This window comes from Planobacterium oryzisoli (assembly GCF_015354315.1).
GTDB lineage: Bacteria > Bacteroidota > Bacteroidia > Flavobacteriales > Weeksellaceae > Planobacterium_A > Planobacterium_A oryzisoli.
Genome location: NZ_JADKYY010000002.1, coordinates 245,600 through 263,257 on the forward strand (window position 1 = coordinate 245,600; position 17,658 = coordinate 263,257).

The 17,658-nt window shown below is 40.3% G+C and carries 17 protein-coding genes; 12 read left to right on the forward strand and 5 right to left on the reverse strand.

Translation table 11 applies throughout. The features are described from left to right. Positions 1–3: 3 nt before the first annotated feature. Positions 4–987: a hypothetical protein gene (locus IC612_RS02695; protein WP_194738631.1), complete on the reverse strand. Its 984-nt coding sequence runs from the start codon at positions 985–987 to the stop codon at positions 4–6. Positions 988–1,138: 151 nt separating this feature from the next. Between IC612_RS02695 and proS the strand changes: the two genes are divergently transcribed. The 4 genes from proS (at position 1,139) to dnaJ (ending at position 5,813) form a co-directional block, all read left to right on the forward strand. Next, the gene (proS, locus tag IC612_RS02700; RefSeq protein ID WP_194738632.1) at positions 1,139–2,614 is read left to right on the forward strand and encodes a proline--tRNA ligase; all 1,476 of its coding nucleotides are present in this window, start codon (positions 1,139–1,141) and stop codon (positions 2,612–2,614) included. 64 nt (positions 2,615–2,678) lie between these two features. Then, positions 2,679–3,962: an OmpA family protein gene (locus IC612_RS02705; protein WP_194738633.1), complete on the forward strand. Its 1,284-nt coding sequence runs from the start codon at positions 2,679–2,681 to the stop codon at positions 3,960–3,962. A gap of 132 nt (positions 3,963–4,094) precedes the next feature. Then, positions 4,095–4,646, forward strand: coding sequence for a nucleotide exchange factor GrpE (locus IC612_RS02710; protein WP_194738634.1), 552 nt, complete (start codon positions 4,095–4,097; stop codon positions 4,644–4,646). A gap of 48 nt (positions 4,647–4,694) precedes the next feature. Further along, positions 4,695–5,813, forward strand: coding sequence for a molecular chaperone DnaJ (dnaJ, locus tag IC612_RS02715; RefSeq protein WP_194738635.1), 1,119 nt, complete (start codon positions 4,695–4,697; stop codon positions 5,811–5,813). An 84-nt stretch (positions 5,814–5,897) separates the two neighbouring features. Here the strand turns inward: dnaJ and clpP are convergent, their stop codons facing one another. Together clpP and dnaG are read right to left on the reverse strand one after the other, a co-directional pair. Continuing rightward, a complete protein-coding gene (clpP, locus tag IC612_RS02720; protein WP_194738636.1) occupies positions 5,898–6,575 on the reverse strand; it encodes an ATP-dependent Clp endopeptidase proteolytic subunit ClpP in 678 nt (225 codons plus the stop codon). Positions 6,576–6,634: 59 nt separating this feature from the next. Then, positions 6,635–8,542, reverse strand: coding sequence for a DNA primase (gene dnaG, locus IC612_RS02725; RefSeq protein ID WP_194738637.1), 1,908 nt, complete (start codon positions 8,540–8,542; stop codon positions 6,635–6,637). 161 nt (positions 8,543–8,703) lie between these two features. Here dnaG and IC612_RS02730 point away from each other — a divergent pair, with 161 nt between their 5' ends. Beyond that, positions 8,704–8,940, forward strand: coding sequence for a hypothetical protein (locus IC612_RS02730; RefSeq protein WP_194738638.1), 237 nt, complete (start codon positions 8,704–8,706; stop codon positions 8,938–8,940). A gap of 5 nt (positions 8,941–8,945) precedes the next feature. Here IC612_RS02730 and folP read toward each other — a convergent pair whose 3' ends face one another. After that, on the reverse strand, positions 8,946–9,812 hold the full coding sequence (folP, locus tag IC612_RS02735; protein WP_228512842.1) for a dihydropteroate synthase: 867 nt from the start codon (positions 9,810–9,812) through the stop codon (positions 8,946–8,948). A 93-nt stretch (positions 9,813–9,905) separates the two neighbouring features. Between folP and IC612_RS02740 the strand changes: the two genes are divergently transcribed. The 6 genes from IC612_RS02740 (at position 9,906) to prmA (ending at position 15,750) form a co-directional block, all read left to right on the forward strand. Then, the gene (locus IC612_RS02740; protein ID WP_194738639.1) at positions 9,906–10,475 is read left to right on the forward strand and encodes a DUF1599 domain-containing protein; all 570 of its coding nucleotides are present in this window, start codon (positions 9,906–9,908) and stop codon (positions 10,473–10,475) included. Next, positions 10,472–11,566, forward strand: coding sequence for a BT_3928 family protein (locus IC612_RS02745; RefSeq protein WP_194738640.1), 1,095 nt, complete (start codon positions 10,472–10,474; stop codon positions 11,564–11,566). The genes IC612_RS02740 and IC612_RS02745 overlap by 4 nt, the downstream gene beginning before the upstream one ends. A gap of 36 nt (positions 11,567–11,602) precedes the next feature. Continuing rightward, positions 11,603–11,950, forward strand: a complete 348-nt coding sequence (locus IC612_RS02750) for a tellurite resistance TerB family protein (protein ID WP_194738656.1) — start codon at positions 11,603–11,605, stop codon at positions 11,948–11,950. 11 nt (positions 11,951–11,961) lie between these two features. Continuing rightward, complete coding sequence (locus tag IC612_RS02755) at positions 11,962–14,088, forward strand: S9 family peptidase (protein ID WP_194738641.1); 2,127 nt, start codon at positions 11,962–11,964, stop codon at positions 14,086–14,088. 8 nt (positions 14,089–14,096) lie between these two features. Further along, positions 14,097–14,858 (forward strand): triose-phosphate isomerase, encoded by a 762-nt coding sequence (tpiA, locus tag IC612_RS02760; protein ID WP_194738642.1) that lies wholly within the window; start codon positions 14,097–14,099, stop codon positions 14,856–14,858. 64 nt (positions 14,859–14,922) lie between these two features. Beyond that, on the forward strand, positions 14,923–15,750 hold the full coding sequence (gene prmA / locus IC612_RS02765) for a 50S ribosomal protein L11 methyltransferase (RefSeq protein WP_194738643.1): 828 nt from the start codon (positions 14,923–14,925) through the stop codon (positions 15,748–15,750). Between the two features lie 10 nt (positions 15,751–15,760). Here prmA and IC612_RS02770 read toward each other — a convergent pair whose 3' ends face one another. Further along, positions 15,761–16,975 (reverse strand): glycosyltransferase, encoded by a 1,215-nt coding sequence (locus IC612_RS02770; protein ID WP_194738644.1) that lies wholly within the window; start codon positions 16,973–16,975, stop codon positions 15,761–15,763. Positions 16,976–17,137: 162 nt separating this feature from the next. On the opposite strand from IC612_RS02770, the gene IC612_RS02775 reads away from it, so the two are divergent. Further along, on the forward strand, positions 17,138–17,488 hold the full coding sequence (locus tag IC612_RS02775; RefSeq protein WP_194738645.1) for a phosphomannose isomerase type II C-terminal cupin domain: 351 nt from the start codon (positions 17,138–17,140) through the stop codon (positions 17,486–17,488). Positions 17,489–17,658: the final 170 nt, after the last annotated feature.

The following is a 17,658-nucleotide window of genomic DNA, read 5'->3' on the forward strand; positions in this document are numbered from 1 at the left end:
AGTTTATCTGAAACCTCCTCTTTGACCTGCGGAACGTGTACTGCTTCCAGAGCCGAATCCTCCTGAAGAACTTCCGGAACGGAAGCCACCATCATTTCTAAACCCTCCCGAATTATTCCTGAAGCCTCCATCATTGTTATAACGGTACTCATTGTTACGCTGTTCCACGGAGCGTTCAATTCTGCGGGGTTGTTCTATAGGTGAGGTAGTTCTTACCCCTTGGGTCGCTCGAAGCCTTGGTTGTGAGGTTGCGGATGTATTTCCTACAGACCGGGTTGTGGAAGTATTGGTTCTAAAGCCAGTGTTAGATGGGTAAGTGGCGTTTGTGCCAACAAAGCCTCTGTCTGGTCCGGTTTTACGGTAGGGTGGCCTTTGGTAGTAGGTATTGCCACCATAATACGGGTAGCCGTAACCATATCCATAAAAAGGAGAGTACATTCCAAAGTACGGATTGTAGCCATAGTATCCTCCATTCATTCCCCAGTTCCAATAGGATGCGTAACCCCAGCCAGCATAATCAAAGAAGAAAGGGTCGTAGCCATACATCCACGGGTACCCCCATGAAAAACCTAAATTGAAATACGGCCTGTACCCAAAGTACGGATTGTAACCGTAGTAAAAAGGCGAATAACCCCAATCGTTCCAAATGGTTTCAGAGCCTGTGTATGTTCCCCAGTCGGAACTAGTTGTATCCTGATCGTTCCAAATCTGGTATCTGTTATTTCTTACCTCTGTATTCTGTCTGCTTTTCTCAATGGTGGTGAGCGTGTCTTGGTAGTCGTAATATTCACCAACTTCATTACCATCTTGATAAACAATTGTCTCTTGAGGAAGGGTGTCTGTAGCAGGATCGTAATAAACTCCATCGGTCTCACTATACCCTCCAGGGTACGCACCACACGAAAGAAGACTTAGGCCTGCCGCTAAGCCTACAAAAACTTTGAAATCCCAAAGCTTTTGGATTTTAGATTGTATATTTTGTTTCATATTAAGGCGAAAAATTTTTATTTCGATTATATTTGCAAAACCTATTCAAAAGGGTACTTCCAGCGAGGGTTTACCCGTAAAATTAAGCTTTTTAATTTAGATTGTAAATTTAATTTAAGGTTAAATAGATTTTCAAATACACAGCAAAAAAATGGCAAAATTAACTTCCCGCGAGCAGGATTACAGTAAATGGTATAATGAATTGGTAGTAAAGGCAGATCTAGCTGAGAACTCTGGTGTCCGGGGAAGCATGGTGATAAAGCCTTATGGATACGCAATTTGGGAAAAGATGCGGGATGAGTTGGACAAACGTTTCAAGGCCACGGGCCATCAAAATGCTTATTTCCCACTGTTTGTTCCAAAAAGTCTATTTGAAGCAGAGGAGAAGAATGCGGAAGGATTCGCAAAAGAATGTGCTGTTGTAACGCATTATCGACTAAAAACCGATCCAAACAATCCGCAAAAATTAATAGTAGATCCCGAAGCAAAACTTGAAGAAGAATTAATCGTACGTCCTACCTCTGAAGCCATTATTTGGAATACATATAAAAATTGGATCCAATCGTATAGAGACCTTCCGATTTTGATCAATCAGTGGGCTAATGTCGTTCGGTGGGAAATGCGTACTAGACTTTTTTTACGTACTGCCGAGTTTTTGTGGCAGGAAGGACATACGGCGCACGCCACCGAGCAAGAGGCTCTTGAAGAGGCTCAAACGATGTTGGAAGTATATGCGGATTTTGCTGAAAGTTTTATGGCAATGCCTGTTATAAAAGGCGTTAAAAGTGAATCAGAGCGTTTTGCCGGCGCAGTGGAAACGTACTGTATTGAAGCTATGATGCAGGACGGAAAAGCCCTTCAAGCAGGAACATCTCATTTCCTTGGGCAAAATTTTGCAGAGGCATTTGATGTTAAATTTACTAATAAGGAAGGTAAAACGGAATATGCCTGGGCTACGTCTTGGGGCGTGTCTACGCGTCTTATCGGAGCTCTTATAATGGCTCATTCTGATGATCAAGGCTTAGTGCTTCCACCTACTTTGGCGCCAATTCAAGTTGTAATCGTTCCAATCTTTAAGGGTGACGAGCAATTAGAAGCAATAAGAAGCGTAGCTAACGAAATTTCCAAAGCGCTAAGCGCCAAAGGAATTTCAGTTAAATTTGATGACGACGAACAGAATAAACCTGGCTGGAAATTTGCTGAATACGAACTTAAAGGTGTTCCTATCCGTATTGCCATGGGTGCGCGTGATCTTGAAAACAAAACAGTTGAAGTGGCCCGAAGAGATACACTTACCAAACAAACCTATCCTTTGGAAGGAATAGCGGAAACGGTGGAATCTCTGTTAGCTGAAATACAAAAAGATATATATACACGCGCTTTGCATTTCCGCGAACAAAATATTCGCCAAGTCGATACTTTCGAAGAATTTCAGCAGGTGCTTGAAACCCAGGGAGGATTTATCTCGGCGCATTGGGACGGAACCGCAGAAGAGGAAGAAAAAATTAAAGAATTGACAAAGGCTACTATACGGTGTATTCCTCTGGATGCTCCACTCGAACAAGGAACATCATTGTTAAGTAAAAAGCCATCCTCGCGACGCGTAATCTTTGCTAAAGCCTACTAGTTCTCACCTTTTTTTGGATTGAAATTTGCATAGTTTGTGGAACATTAACCAAATACAAACTATTATGAATTCAAATCTTATTGACCTTATGAGGGGACAATTAGGTCCAGCACTTGTAAGTAAGTCAGCGACACAATTAGGTGAAAGTGAGTCGGGCATTTCGAGATCTTTTGAGGCATTGTTGCCTGCAGTACTTGCAGCATTAGGCAAGGAATCCAATCATCCTGTTCTGCATGATGCTATAATGCAAGACGATACCATTTCTCATCTGGGAACACTAGGAGAGCAGAGTGCCCCAGGAATATTCACCACTCTTTCAGATGTACTTTTCAAAGATCGAATAAGTGGTCTGGAGAATGCGGTAGCTAATTTTGCTGATGTAAGTCCTTCTGCTGTTCAGCGTTTATTACCTATTGTCCTTAGCGCCGTTACGGGAATTTTTTCAAGATACCGCAAGGAGCACAACTTAGATAGAGATCAAGTAAGTAGACTGCTGTCAGAACAAGCGGCTCATGCAGCAACTATTATGCCTGCTGGACTTTCTTTAGGTGCGTTTGGTTTGGTAGAAAATCAAAGTAAAGATCCTGTAACAGATTCATCTGGCCATACTTTCGAGGCTTTAGATAACGGTGCAGTTATGCAGGAAAATGTGGAAAAGGAAGTGGAAGTTAATAGAGCTGGTGAGACCCATGTCTACACAGAAGCACCGCAGGGGGACTCTTCCTCTATATGGAAGTGGCTTTTACCTTTACTTTTACTTCTGGCGGCAGGTTACTTTCTGTTTAAACAATGCGACAACAAGGAAGTGCAATCTACAGTGGTAGAGGTGGATTCTACGCGTATTGAAAGTGATACTGTGAATGTCTTAAATGACAGTCTGGACTCAAGAACTACCACCACGATAGCATTACCTAATAATGCTAGTGTGGAAGCGTACGAAGGAGGTATCGAGCAACAAATTACAACTTTTCTTTCTTCGCCTGAATATGCAGAGGCTACCAACGAAATACTAAAGGACCGTTGGTTTGATTTTGATAATCTAAATTTTGAATTTGGTACAACACAACTAACGCCTGAATCCCAAGTACAGTTAGAGAATATCCGCTCTATTTTAAAGGCATATCCCGATGCAAAGATTAAAATTGGGGCCTACAGTGATAGAAAGGGTGACGATCAATTAAATCTGGAATTATCACAAAAGAGGGCCGAAGCAGTAAAATCAGCACTTAATTCTGCGCAAGTGGTGGAGGCGGAAGGATATGGAGAGCAGTTCTCAACTGTGGCAGAAAGTGCTTCAGATCAGCAGCGTCAAATTGACCGCCGTACATCTATCCGATTTGTAAAATAATAGGACATTAGACACATAAAAAATTTACTTCCAAGAGAATCCTCTTTTGGAAGTTTTTTATAATGTGACATTTTTTCCGTTTCGTATCTTTGGCAGTTAATTTGAGAAATTAGCCCTAAATAAAAAGGTATTATGGAAGAGAATAAAGAGATTAACGAAGAATTAAATGAAAAGGAAGTAACTACGCAGGATTCAGAAACTTCTTCAATGGACGAAAAAGTTGAAAATAACGTGACAAATGAGCCGTCTGCAGAGGAACAATTGTCTGCCGAAAAGGACCGTTATATTCGTTTATACGCTGAATTTGAAAACTATAAAAAGCGAACCAATAAAGAAAGACTAGAATATTTTCAGTACGCAAGTCAGGAAATGATGACATCCATGCTCGATGTACTGGACGATTTTGAAAGGGCGTTGAAAGATTTACGTCAAAGTGACAATGAAGAACATCTTAAAGGCGTGGAGCTTATCTATCAAAAGTTTCGTAGCCGGTTGGTAGATAAAGGTCTTAAACCAATTGAAGTTAATAGTGGCGATGCTTTTAATGTGGACTTGCATGAAGCAATCACCCAGATTCCTGCGCCAAGCGACGATTTGAAAGGCCGTATTGTGGACGTAATTGAAACTGGATACCAATTACACGATAAAGTAATTCGCTTTGCTAAAGTAGTTACTGGTAGTTAGAATATAAGAGAAAGGGCAGGGCAACCTGAACCATGCAATTTAAAGATTATGGCAAAAAGAGATTACTACGAAGTCCTGGGTGTGGCAAAAAATGCTACTGGAGAGGAGATTAAGAAAGCTTACAGAAAGCTCGCGATTAAATACCATCCAGATAAGAATCCAGGGGACAAGTCGGCGGAGGAAAAATTCAAAGAGGCAGCAGAAGCGTATGAAGTTCTTAGTGATGCTAATAAAAAAGCTCGCTATGATCAGTTTGGACATGCCGGAATGAGTGGAAGTGGAGGATTTGGTGGCGGTGGCTTCGGAGGAGGAATGAGCATGGAAGATATTTTCTCCCAATTCGGTGATATCTTCGGAGGAGGTTTCGGAGGAGGATTTAGCGGAGGAGGTCGCAGTGCCCAAAGCAGAGGATCCAATTTAAGGGTGCGCATCCGACTTAACCTAAACGAAATGGTCAATGGTACACAAAAGACCATCAAGGTTAAAAAGATGAAAGCAGCACCTGGAGTTACTTCTAAGATTTGTTCAACCTGTAATGGGTCAGGAGCACAAGTAAAAGTTATGAACACGATGTTTGGGCAGATGCAGACACAAACTACCTGTTCTACTTGTCAAGGTTTGGGAAAAGTTGCTGATAAGATTCCCGCTGGTGCCAATGAGCAAGGTTTAATACGAGACGATGAAGAGGTTACAATAAACATTCCTGCAGGTGCTAGAGAGGGAATCCAACTCAACGTGAGGGGAAAAGGTAATGATGCACCCTTTGGAGGAAGTCCAGGCGATCTCTTGGTTGTCGTTGAAGAAGAAGAAGATAAAGATATAAAGCGTGAAGGGGATAACTTGCACCAGGAGTTATATATATCCTTTTCAGAAGCTGCTCTTGGTACGTCCAAGGAGATATCCACAGTAGGAGGGAAAGTGAAGATCAAGATAGATCCAGGAACGCAATCTGGTAAAATACTTCGACTTGCGGGTAAAGGTCTTCCAAGCATAGACAGTTATGGTAAGGGGGATATGTTTGTACATATCAATGTTTGGACGCCGCAAAGACTAAATCCTGAGCAAAGAGAGTTTTTTGAAAGACAGATGGATTCTGGGGAGATGAATCCGGAACCTTCCGGTAAGGAGAAATCATTCTTCGATAAAGTAAAGGATCTTTTTAGCTAACAATATCCTTTTCCTGATTATCCTACATTTAAATAATAAAAGCCAGTATCCCAAGATACTGGCTTTCGTATATACTCAAGAATATTAGGGTTTGCGTTCCAACACCTCATCCACCATTCCATAATCTTTAGCCTCTGAAGATGTCATCCAATAATCTCTATCAGAGGATCTCTCCACCCAATCATAAGTCTGTCCAGAATGTTGGGAAATTATTTCGTATAGTTCTTGTTTAAGTTTAAGCATCTCACGTAGATTGATCTCCATATCAGACGCCACCCCTTGCGCACCACCAGAAGGCTGATGAATCATCACACGGGAGTGTTTCAAGGCAGAGCGTTTGCCTTTTTCTCCAGCCACTAGCAGTACTGCTCCCATACTGGCTGCCATACCTGTACAAATTGTAGCTACATCCGGCTTTATAATTTGCATGGTGTCATAAATTCCCAGTCCCGCATAAACACTTCCACCGGGTGAATTAATATAAATTTGTATGTCTTTTGAGGGATCTGCACTTTCCAGGAATAAAAGTTGGGCAGTTACAATATTTGCTACTTGGTCGTCTATTCCCGTCCCAAGAAAAATTATACGGTCCATCATTAAACGTGAGAACACATCCATTTGTGCAACATTAAGCCTTCTTTCCTCCATAATATAAGGTGTAAGATTGGTAGGTCCGTACATGCCCATATACTGATCTGTTGCTAGCCCACTATTCCCCATATGTTTGACTGAGAAATCTCTAAAGTCCTTTTTAATATTCATAATTTCTATTTTTGTTTATCATCTCAAATAGTGTTCCCAAATCATCAGCAGTCAAAATGTCATAAAATACGATGAAGCATCTGGTCAATATCCATTTTTAATTTATTTAACTGCACGATCCGCTTGTAAGAAGTTGTGGGATCATCTTCTGCAGCTAAGCCTTGCTTTAATCCACTTATCATTTGCATTATGAATTCCCTTTTATGCCTTATAATCACTTCTTCAACCAGAGTAGAAACTACGTCTTTTTCTTTCTTAAAGAAAATATTGTGTTTAGCCCAGTCGCTTGTTTCATGTTGCTCTATTAACACGCCAGCAGTTTTAACAGAAAGGTCTTCATCCAGTAATTTCAAGAAAAAATCGCCTTTTCTTAATTCGTTTTCCTCCAGGCCCTTTTTTATTTCATGTATAATTTTTGAATTAAGAATGGAGCGCATTTGGTAACCGTCTTCTTCCAAGTGGCTTAGTACTTCTTCTATTACGGTAGTTTGAAACTGCTCCTCTCCTTCACTTCTTACAAGTACCAGGTCGCCGTACTTAAGCATAATTTCAATTAATTTCTCTTCTAGCACTAAAAGAGCATCTACAGAGTTTTCTGGAAGTTCGACTTTCTCCAAATTATTTCTTAGCTCCTTCTTGGCAGGTTTCACTGCCCTTTCTGCGTTTTTTATGTAAGCCAGTTCATTAAAGAGGCTTTGCTCCGAGAGTGTAAATCGGGTGGCTACCTCTTTCAGGTAAACTTCTTGCTTAAGAGGGCTGCTTACTTTAGCGACCGACCGTACAATGTCTTTTATGGCATCTGAAATCTTTATGGGGTCGTTGGCGGCGTCCTTCAATAAAACCTCCGCCTTGAAATTTATAAAGTCCAGTGCGTTACTAGTAATGTAATCCTGTAAATTTTCCCTTGAGTGCGATCGTGCAAATGAATCTGGATCGTGCCCGTCGGGGAATAATACAATGCGAACGTTCATTCCTTGAACAAGAAGCATGTCTATGCTTCGGAAGCTTGCTTTGATACCGGCTTGATCCGAATCGAAAAGAATTGTTACATTTTCAGTAAGTCTCTTTATGAGCTTTATCTGCTCTTCACTCAGTGCTGTTCCCGAGCTCGCCACTACATTCTCTACACCGTGTTGGTGAAGTGATATTACATCCATATAGCCTTCCACTAAGAGGCAGAGATCCGCCCTAGAAATGGCCTGTTTGCTTTGATTCAGTCCATAAAGAACGTGTGATTTATGGTATATTTCACTTTCTGGGGAATTTAGGTATTTAGCTACCTTTTGATTGTTTTTCAATAGACGTGCTCCAAAACCAAGCACCCTGCCAGAGAAACTATGAATAGGAAAAATAATACGCTCGCGGAATCGGTCTATTCCTTGATTTCTATCATTGAAAATAGACAGTCCTGATTTTTCTAGTAGCTCCTTTCCATATCCTCGCTCAAGGGCCATTCGAGTAAAGGCATTTTTTTGAATAGGGGAGTAACCTAACTGAAATTTTTCGATTATATCTATCCGTAGATCCCTTTCTCTTAAATAGGAAATACCAACGCTTTTACCCTCCTCAGTTTGATGAAGTTGCTGTATGAAAAAATCCAAAGCAACTTCATGAATCTTGAATAATTGTTCTCTTTCCCCCTGTGCAGCTTTTTGTTCTGGCGTTTGTGCAATCGCTGACTCTTCAACATCTATGCTGTACTTTTTGGCTGCGTATTTTAAAGCTTCAGGATAGGTAAAATTTTCAATTTCCATCAAAAAGGAAATAGCTGTACCTCCCTTTCCTGTGCTGAAGTCTTTCCATATTTGTTTACTTGGAGAGACCACAAAACTTGGCGTTTTTTCATCTCTAAAAGGACTCAAACCTTTGAGATTAGTGCCTGCTTTTTTTAATTGCACGTATTCACCTATAATCTCTTCCACTCTAATCACAGAGAAAATCTTATCAATGGTCGATTTTGCTATCATAGGTTTATTTTGAATAACTTGGCGCAAGTTTGGTACCTGCTAATTTAACCAATTACACTGGATCTCGAAAAAGTGTTTGACTGAATAGAGAGATATTTCCCGAAACAACACATCGGTTGAGCGACAGTACTTGGTACAAAGAATTTATTAATTTTGCATTAATGAAAACGATACAGATTCAAGCGCAAGATTTTTTTGAACTACTAAAACAAAAAGATACCTCAATGTGGGAAGTTTTCGCTCAAATGGTCGACGGAGAGGAAAAACTTATAGAATTTATAGGAAAAGATCAGAAGATTGCGTTCAATTATATTCTGCCTCCGACCCTGGAGAAACTAAATGAAGACCGTAGGATTTTCGCTAAGGAGTACGCCCAAAAACTTGCATCGCAGAATTGATGGTATTAGATTTTTGCTTTCGCTTCAGACATAAAACGTTCAATAGTTTGTCGGGTAGAAGCAACATCGTGTACCCGAAGTATTTTCGCTCCCTGTTGTAGCACTTGGTAATGCAATTCTTGAGTTCTATCGTCCACTTCTTTGGGATTTTTGCCTAATGGTTTGTATATAAATGATTTACGGGATATTCCTACCAGCAACGGGTACTGTTGTTGCACCAACAGACTTAGACGGTTTATAAGGTCATACTGGCTAGCAATAGACTTCCCAAAACCAAAACCTGGATCTAATAGTATGCTTTTAATTCCCATGTCTTTCAAGGTTTTCAACTTTGAGGAAAAATATCGGTTTAGTTCAAAGGCAAGATTTTCCTCTTCCCTTAATTGGTGCATTGTTTCGTATGAAGAATTTACGTGCATTAAAACATAGGCCAAATTGCTTCGAGCTATTGTTGGTAGCATTTCTGGATCGAATTGGCCCGCAGAAATATCATTTATGATATCCGCGCCTTGATCTGCAGCATATTGGGCAGTAGAGGCATAGAAAGTGTCAACTGAAACCATTATTTCTGAATGTATCAGCTTAATAGTTTTTATAATATTGCCAATTCTTTTTATTTCCTCCTCAGAAGGTATTTTACGTGCACCAGGACGGGTAGACTGTGGGCCAATATCCACTATAGTTGCACCCTGAGCAATCATTTTCTCAGCGTGTATTATAGCACTTCGCTCGTCTAAGTAAGCACCTCCATCAGAAAAAGAATCCGGAGTGGTGTTTAGTATCCCCATAATAATGGGCTGGTCCAGTATTATAAGGCGACCGTTGCAGTTTAATGTATAAGGATGATCACTCTTAAAGGGGGGTGTATTCATGGGTGTAAATTTAGCAAAATTGCCTGCTATAAATAAGCAAAGAGTCCTTAAGCTGTCGGCTAAATATATTATCTTTGAACATTGAGCTTGTTTATGACCGATACATCGATACAGTTTGACAAAGTAATGGCAGAGTGCCAAGAGCTTTTTTTAAAGAAAATGCAGGATTACGGTGCGGCGTGGAGAGTGCTGCGGCCCAGTTCTATTACCGATCAAATTTTTATTAAAGTAAGTAGAATACGTACCCTGCAGGACAAAAAAGTGCAGATGATAGATGATTCAGTTCAGGATGAATTTACTGCAATTATTAACTATGCCATTATCGGCCTTATTCAATTGGAACTAGGTACTGCATCTTCATTTCAAGATGATAATCATGCAATTCATTCTCTCTATGTGCGTTTGGCGGGAGAAGCCAAATCTTTGATGGAAAAGAAAAACCACGACTATGGAGAGGCATGGAGAGAAATGCGCATCTCATCGATCACTGACCTGATATACCAGAAAGTATTACGTACGAAACAAATAGAAGACAATAAGGGAGCAACTTTGGTATCCGAAGGAATTGAAGCAAATTACTTCGACATGATTAATTATGCGGTTTTTTGCCTTATTAAGTTTGATGAATTAGAAAATAACTTGGAAAAGGAGACTGCACTATGAATGAAACCATAAAAAAAGGATTGACTGAAACCCTACGTATTTTTCTAGCGGTTGTTTTTATTGCTTCCGGTTTTGTTAAGGCGGTTGATCCTGTTGGATTCTCTTTTAAACTAGAGGAGTATTTCTCTCCGTCCGTGTTCAACCTCGAATTTCTTTCCTCGTATGCTTTAGTATTTGCTGTATTTGTCGTGATGTTAGAGCTTTTGTTGGGGCTGGCCCTTCTGTTTAAATTGGAATACCAAAAAGTTTTACTTGCACTTATTGTACTATGCATATTTTTTGGTTTCCTTACTTTTTATTCCGCATATTTTAATGTGGTTACTGACTGTGGATGCTTTGGAGATGCACTTAAGTTGACTCCGTGGCAAAGTTTTATAAAGGATTTGGTACTGCTTGTTGGGTTAGTAATTCTTTGGTTCAGGCAAAGTAATTTTAAATCTCCAACAATTCCATCAAGACGCGCTGGAATTTGGGGGGTTGGAATATTGATGCTAATTGCGTCCTATTTTATCTACATGGGTATCTATAGCGAGCCTCTTATTGATTTTCGTAGCTACAAAATTGGAACCGACCTTGTCGTGGAACGTAATAAGTTAAACCAGAATCCTTCGCAGTATAAGACAGTGTATACTCTTTTGAATCCCACAACCAATGAAACAAAGGAAGTGGATCAGGACGAGTACGTTGCCACTAAGGCATTATGGGAGGAAGGAACTCCCTGGGTTATACAGGATGAGCTTACTAGAACCGAGCTTGTAAAACAAGGTTATCAAAGTGAAATATCCAAGTTCAAAATAGAAGCCGACGGTATGGATATTACGGAAGACATTTTGAGCGCCTCCCATGTGGTACTTTTATTTTCCTATGATCCTAAAAGTTTAACTACCGAACAAATTGCACAGGCAGAGAGAAAAGTTAGAGCAAACCCTCTTGTTTTCGGCGTTTCGACCGCTAGCAACACATTCAGCAAGATTAAGAATGCCACGATGGACGGTACTGCAATAAAAACTATAGCTAGAAGTAATCCTTTCGTAATGGTGCTGCAAAAAGGAAAGATTATCAGAAAAGTGCCTGTCTACGAATATCAGTAAGATCTAAATATATACAACAAACAAACTATAATTATGCTGCAAAAATCAAATAAATCCATTGCCGGATACCACTTGTTGATGATTTTGTCCGCAGTGGACAATGAATTTGCCCCGGAGGAAGGAATTAAAATACAACAGTATTTAGCCGATGAGTTTCCTTTTCGAATGAACTTAGATAATGAACTGGATACCATAGCACACCTTAAGCCTGAGGAATGGAAGGACCACTTTGAGTTTCATGCGCGTTGCTTTCTGGAAGATTCTGTCGAAGAAGAACGTGTAAATTTCCTGACGTTTGCTAAATCTCTGATTAAGGCAGACGAGCAAGTAAATGAAGATGAGCACCGGTTTTACTTGCTACTCAAGAACCTGTGGGCCTTATAAACTTTTATTGTATGAAAAAATTAATCTTAGCCAGCACTTGCATGTTATCAATGATTTCGAATGCCCAAATATGGCCTGAGGTAAAAGCACCCGAGGCGCAAAAGCAGACGCATGTACGAACCATTCATGGAGAAACAGTTGATGATCCTTACTATTGGATGATTGACTACTTTAAAAAGGGTAAGGACTCTGCAAAAGTAATTGATTACCTAACTAGAGAGAATCAGTATCTGGAAGCGATGATGAAAGATACAGAAGGCCTCCAAACAAATCTCTATGAAGAGATGCGTGGGCGCATTAAAGAAAAGGACGAGTCAGTTCCTGTATTTAGAAATGGTTACTTTTATTATACTAAAACAGAAGAGGGTAAGCAGTATTTCAAGTACGTGCGAAAAAAGGGTTCACTACAGGCTTCTGAAGAAGTGCTGCTAGATGTAGATGCACTCGCCGAAGGGAAGCCATACTATTCTGCCACAGGGTTCAGCGTCAGTCCTGATAATTCAAAGATGGTATTTGGCGTTGATGATGTTTCAAGAAGGCAGTACCGTCTGTATATAAAAGATCTTAAGTCAGGCGAAATTAAAGATCTGGGAATAACTAATACTAGTGGTAGTGCCACGTGGGCAAATGATAACCAAACGCTCTTTTATACGGCAAAAAACCCTCAGACACTGCTATCAGAGAAAATCATGAGGCACACTCTGGGGACGGACAGCAAATCGGACAAAGTTGTGTACCACGAAAAAGACAACAGCAATTATATTGGACAGTACAAGTCTAAGAACGGTAACTTTATCTTTATCTCTTCGTCTGCAACTACGTCTTCGGAAGTGCGATACCTCTCCGCAGACAACCCTAATGGAGCTTTTCAGGTAGTACAGCCTAGAATGAAAGATGTGCTTTATGATGTGACCGCGCTAGAAGATAGGTTTTTGATCACTACTAACCATAATGCTTTAAATTTCAAAATTGTGGAGACGCCTTTATCAAAAACTACGGTGGAGAACTGGAAAGACTTTGTGGCGCATCGTGACAACGTACTTATTGAAGGAATTGATGAGTTTAAGAACTTTTTAGTGATCCAAGAGAGAGAAAATGGTCTTAACCAATTGGTGATCATAGATCGAAAAAATGGTAAAAGGTCGTTTCTAAAATTTGAGGAACCTGCTTATTCTTTAAGTCCCTCATCTAATCCAGAGTACGATACGAACAACTTCCGCTTCGGCTACACCTCTCTGACTACACCTTCTTCTATTTATGAACAGGATCTACTAACAGGTAAGCGTACCTTATTAAAGGAACAAGAAGTACTGGGCGGCTACAATCGTAGCCAATACGTTACCCAGCGGGTGTTTGCTACAGCCAAGGACGGTACTAAAATTCCAGTATCCTTGGTCTATAAAAAGGATCTTAAGAAACAACAGGGCAATCCGCTTTTACTTTATGCATATGGCTCGTATGGTAATTCCATGAATGCTTCCTTCAGCTCCACAAGGCTTTCCCTATTGGATCGAGGATTTGTCTATGCTATAGCCCATATTCGTGGGGGTCAGGAGATGGGTCGGAAGTGGTACGAAGACGGAAAAATGATGAAAAAGATCAATACTTTCACTGATTTCATTGACGTAGGAAAGTACCTGATAGATTTAAAATATACCACACCTGAACAACTTTATGGACAAGGTGGCTCGGCTGGAGGACTCTTGATGGGTGCAGTGGCAAATATGGAGCCTTCTATGTGGAAGGGTATTATTGCTCAGGTGCCTTTTGTCGATGTGGTCAATACTATGTTAGATGAATCTATTCCTCTTACCACCAACGAATACGATGAGTGGGGTAATCCTAACAATAAGGATGCATACGATTATATGAAATCCTACTCACCTTATGAAAATTTAAAAGCAGTCGCTTATCCCAATATGCTCATTACCACGGGTCTTCATGATTCACAAGTACAGTACTTTGAGCCTGCAAAATGGACTGCTAAGCTGCGGGACTACAATACGGGCAATAACGTAATCCTCTTGAAGACCGATATGTCCTATGGACATGGTGGAGCTTCTGGAAGGTTTGATTATCTGAAAGACGTAGCTTTAGTATATGCTTTTATGTTCAAACTAGAAGGAATTAAAAATTAATTATGAAAATGAGAAAGAATATTGTAGCGGGTAACTGGAAAATGAATAAAGATTTTTTTCAGGCCCAACAACTCCTGACCCAGATCCTAAGTTATACCAGAAATAGTCAGCCCAGCTGTGAAGTGATGGTAGCTCCACCTGCACTGTATACCTCCATGGCCGTAGATCTATTAGAGACCTCCGGAGTTAAGGTGTTGACACAGGATGTAAGTGCCCATCAAAGCGGTGCGTTTACTGGTGAAATTTCGGCCAGTATGATAAAATCACTCTCTGCCTTTGGGTCCCTTGTAGGCCATTCTGAACGCAGGCAATACCACGGTGAGACCGATTCCCATTGCAACCGAAAAATAAAGAATCTATTGGAGGAAGGTCTAACGCCAATTTATTGTAATGGTGAGACCTTAGAACAGCGTCGTAGTGGCCAACATTTTGAAATTGTGAAAAATCAGACTGAGGTAGCACTTTTTAGTTTATCAGCAGAAGAAATAGTAAAAGTGGTGATTGCCTATGAACCTGTTTGGGCTATTGGTACCGGTGAAACGGCCAGCCCTCAGCAAGCGCAGGAAATTCACAAACATATAAGAACACTGATAGCCTCTAAATACGGAGATAATGTGGCACAGGAAATTTCCATTTTATATGGAGGGTCTGTGAAGCCTGATAATGCCAAGGAAATATTCTCTCAAGAAGATATTGATGGGGGCCTTATTGGGGGCGCGGCACTGGAAGTCACTGATTTTGCAAAAATCATTGAGGCTTTTAGTTCTTAGTTTAACATTCTTTTTAATGCATTCATGGGTCTGTTTAAAGGCCCATTTATTTTAACTTTGCATCATGCAAGATTATACAGAAGTTAAGTTTAATATAACTCCTCTCACACCATGGAATGAAATTCTCATGGCAGAACTGATTGAGATAGGATACGATAGCTTTACGGAAGAATTCGACGGAATAAAAGCCTATATACCTACTGCTTTATTTGACCGGGCGAAAGTCCAGGACCTATATATTTTCAATCAGCCGGAGGTAGTAATTACGTTTGAGTCAGAACCCATGCCCAATATAAATTGGAATGAAGAATGGGAAAAGAATTTTTCTCCGATTGTAGTGGCAGAAAAAGTGCGCATTCGGGCAGAGTTTCACCCTCAGGACACTTCCATGGAGGAAATCGTCATACAGCCTAAGATGTCTTTTGGTACAGGACACCATCCTACCACACATCTGATGATCGAACAGATGCTCTCCATGGACCTAACGGGTAAATCTGTACTAGATATGGGATGCGGCACGTCGGTTTTAGCTATCTATGCGAAAATGAAGGGTGCAGGCCGCACATTAGGTATTGACATCGATCAGTGGTCGGTGGAGAACTCCATAGAAAACGCTAAGCGAAACAACGTCGACATTGAAATTAAATTAGGAACCAGTGCCTTACTTGGAAACGATACCTTTGACATTATACTTGCCAATATAAATAGAAATATATTGCTCTCTGATATTCCCCACTACGAAAAAGTTTTAAATAGAGGTGGACAATTACTTCTTTCAGGTCTGTGTTTTTTCGATGTAGATGATATTATGAAGGTTTGTACAGCAGCGGGACTCACTCTGGAAAAAAAGCTACAACTGGAAGAATGGGTATCACTGCTACTGCGCAAATAGCAACATTTAGCTACTTTTTATTTTTCGCTTCAATCCACCTACTTAAGTACTTTGTGCTCTGTAGAGTATGGTGAGAGAGGATTTGACCTAGAAAGTTCTTTTGTCGGTGTGCGTGTAAATCTAGAAGAATTTTATAAATCAAGTCGTGTAATTTAGGGTAAAATTCCCTAACATTAAGTGCCTTTTCAATAATAGCAAATCCATTCAATCGACTGGTATTCCATAGATTTTCATTTTCGTAGAGAGTTATCGCCTTGCGTACGAAATCCAGTTCGTCGTCTGTAATAAAACCATTCCAAATACCGGCCTGATCTAATCCTTCTGCTCCAACGGAGGTTGTGACATTAGGAACTCCGTACTTCATACTATCTATCAATTTACCCTTAAGTCCAGCGCCGTATGGTATTGGAGCCAAAAGTACACGTGCCGTAGCGTAAACCTTCTCGAGGTTCTGCGCATGTCCGTGCACAAGAAAACCTTTAGTTGCATTATTTAAGTTCATGGCCTTTTCGGGTGGATAAGCCCCAAATACATGCAGATTAGCTCCAGGTAGTTGGGCCCTTATTTTTGGCCAAAGTGCATTTAATTTTAGTACAGTTTGCCAATTAGGGTCATGGCGAAAATTTCCAACCGACAGGAAATCAACCCGCTGCGAAAAAGAATTGTTTGTGGGACTAGGTTGTGCCAGCAAAGGCATATAGAAAAGTATCGTCTGATCAAGGGAGAAAACATTGGTTAAAAGTTTAAATTCATAGCTTGAAATTATAAGACTTACATCACAACGAAGTATGGAAGCGATTTCTCTCTTGGCTATCTCATTTTGAAGTAGTTCCCTAGAAACTGGAAGTTGTTTCTGGAGTGCTGTCTTGCGGGCAGCACGAAGAAAGTGCAGGTCCTCCGTATCTAATATTCTTAAAGCTTCAGGAACGGCGGAAGCTACGCGCCATCCAAACTGCTCTTCAGAAATAAAGCGGTCGAAAAGAACTATCTCTGGATTAATAGCACAGAGAAGATCTTCAACCGAATTGGAGTTTAATTCTATTATATGAATTTTAATTCCGGCGTCAGGCAGATTATCACTTTGTGTACCGATAGGAGAGGTGGATAGAAAATGGATAGTATATTTACTCCATTTAAAAAAATCTATCAATTGCCTCATTCTTACGCCTGCTGCACTTGAGCTGGACTCAGGGAAAATGGTTCCAATGACAACAAGTGTTTTCATGCGGAAAAGTTACAAAATAATAGTACTTCGCATGCAATTGCAATGGGAGCCGCTCTATGAAGAATCCACACCTCTACAAAGTGGTTTAGAAGAATTTTTTATAATTTTGTACCCTTGCTTAAGTAAAAAATAGGCAAACAAAATAAAGACAAACGTAATATAATGGCGGAAGAAATTGGTGAAAGACCTTGGGGTAGATATATTGTACTGGCAAACACTCCATACTATAAATTAAAAAGGATAGAAGTGGAGCCGGGGCAAAGATTATCATATCAATATCATAAATTTAGAGAGGAGCATTGGACGATAGTACAAGGGCAAGCCACTGTAGTGTTGGATGGAGATTTATATAGTGTTTCTTATGGACAAAGTATAGCAATTCCATTGGGATCAAAGCACCGCATAATAAATGAAAGTAAGGAGTTGTTGGTTTTTATCGAAGTGCAGACAGGTAGTTACTTTGGCGAAGATGATATAATACGTCTGCAAGACGATTACGACAGAGTAGAATAGGATGTACGTTTCAGTGCAGGGGATGAATGTAATATAACAAAAAAAAGGAGGCTGTCCCCATAACTAAAATGAGGACAGTCTTTTGTTTTTAGCCAATTGGGGTTAAAAAAGTAGATTTTGGGTTTTTAGCCCAAGCAGAAGGACGGTTTATGCCGTCCTTTTCTTGATAT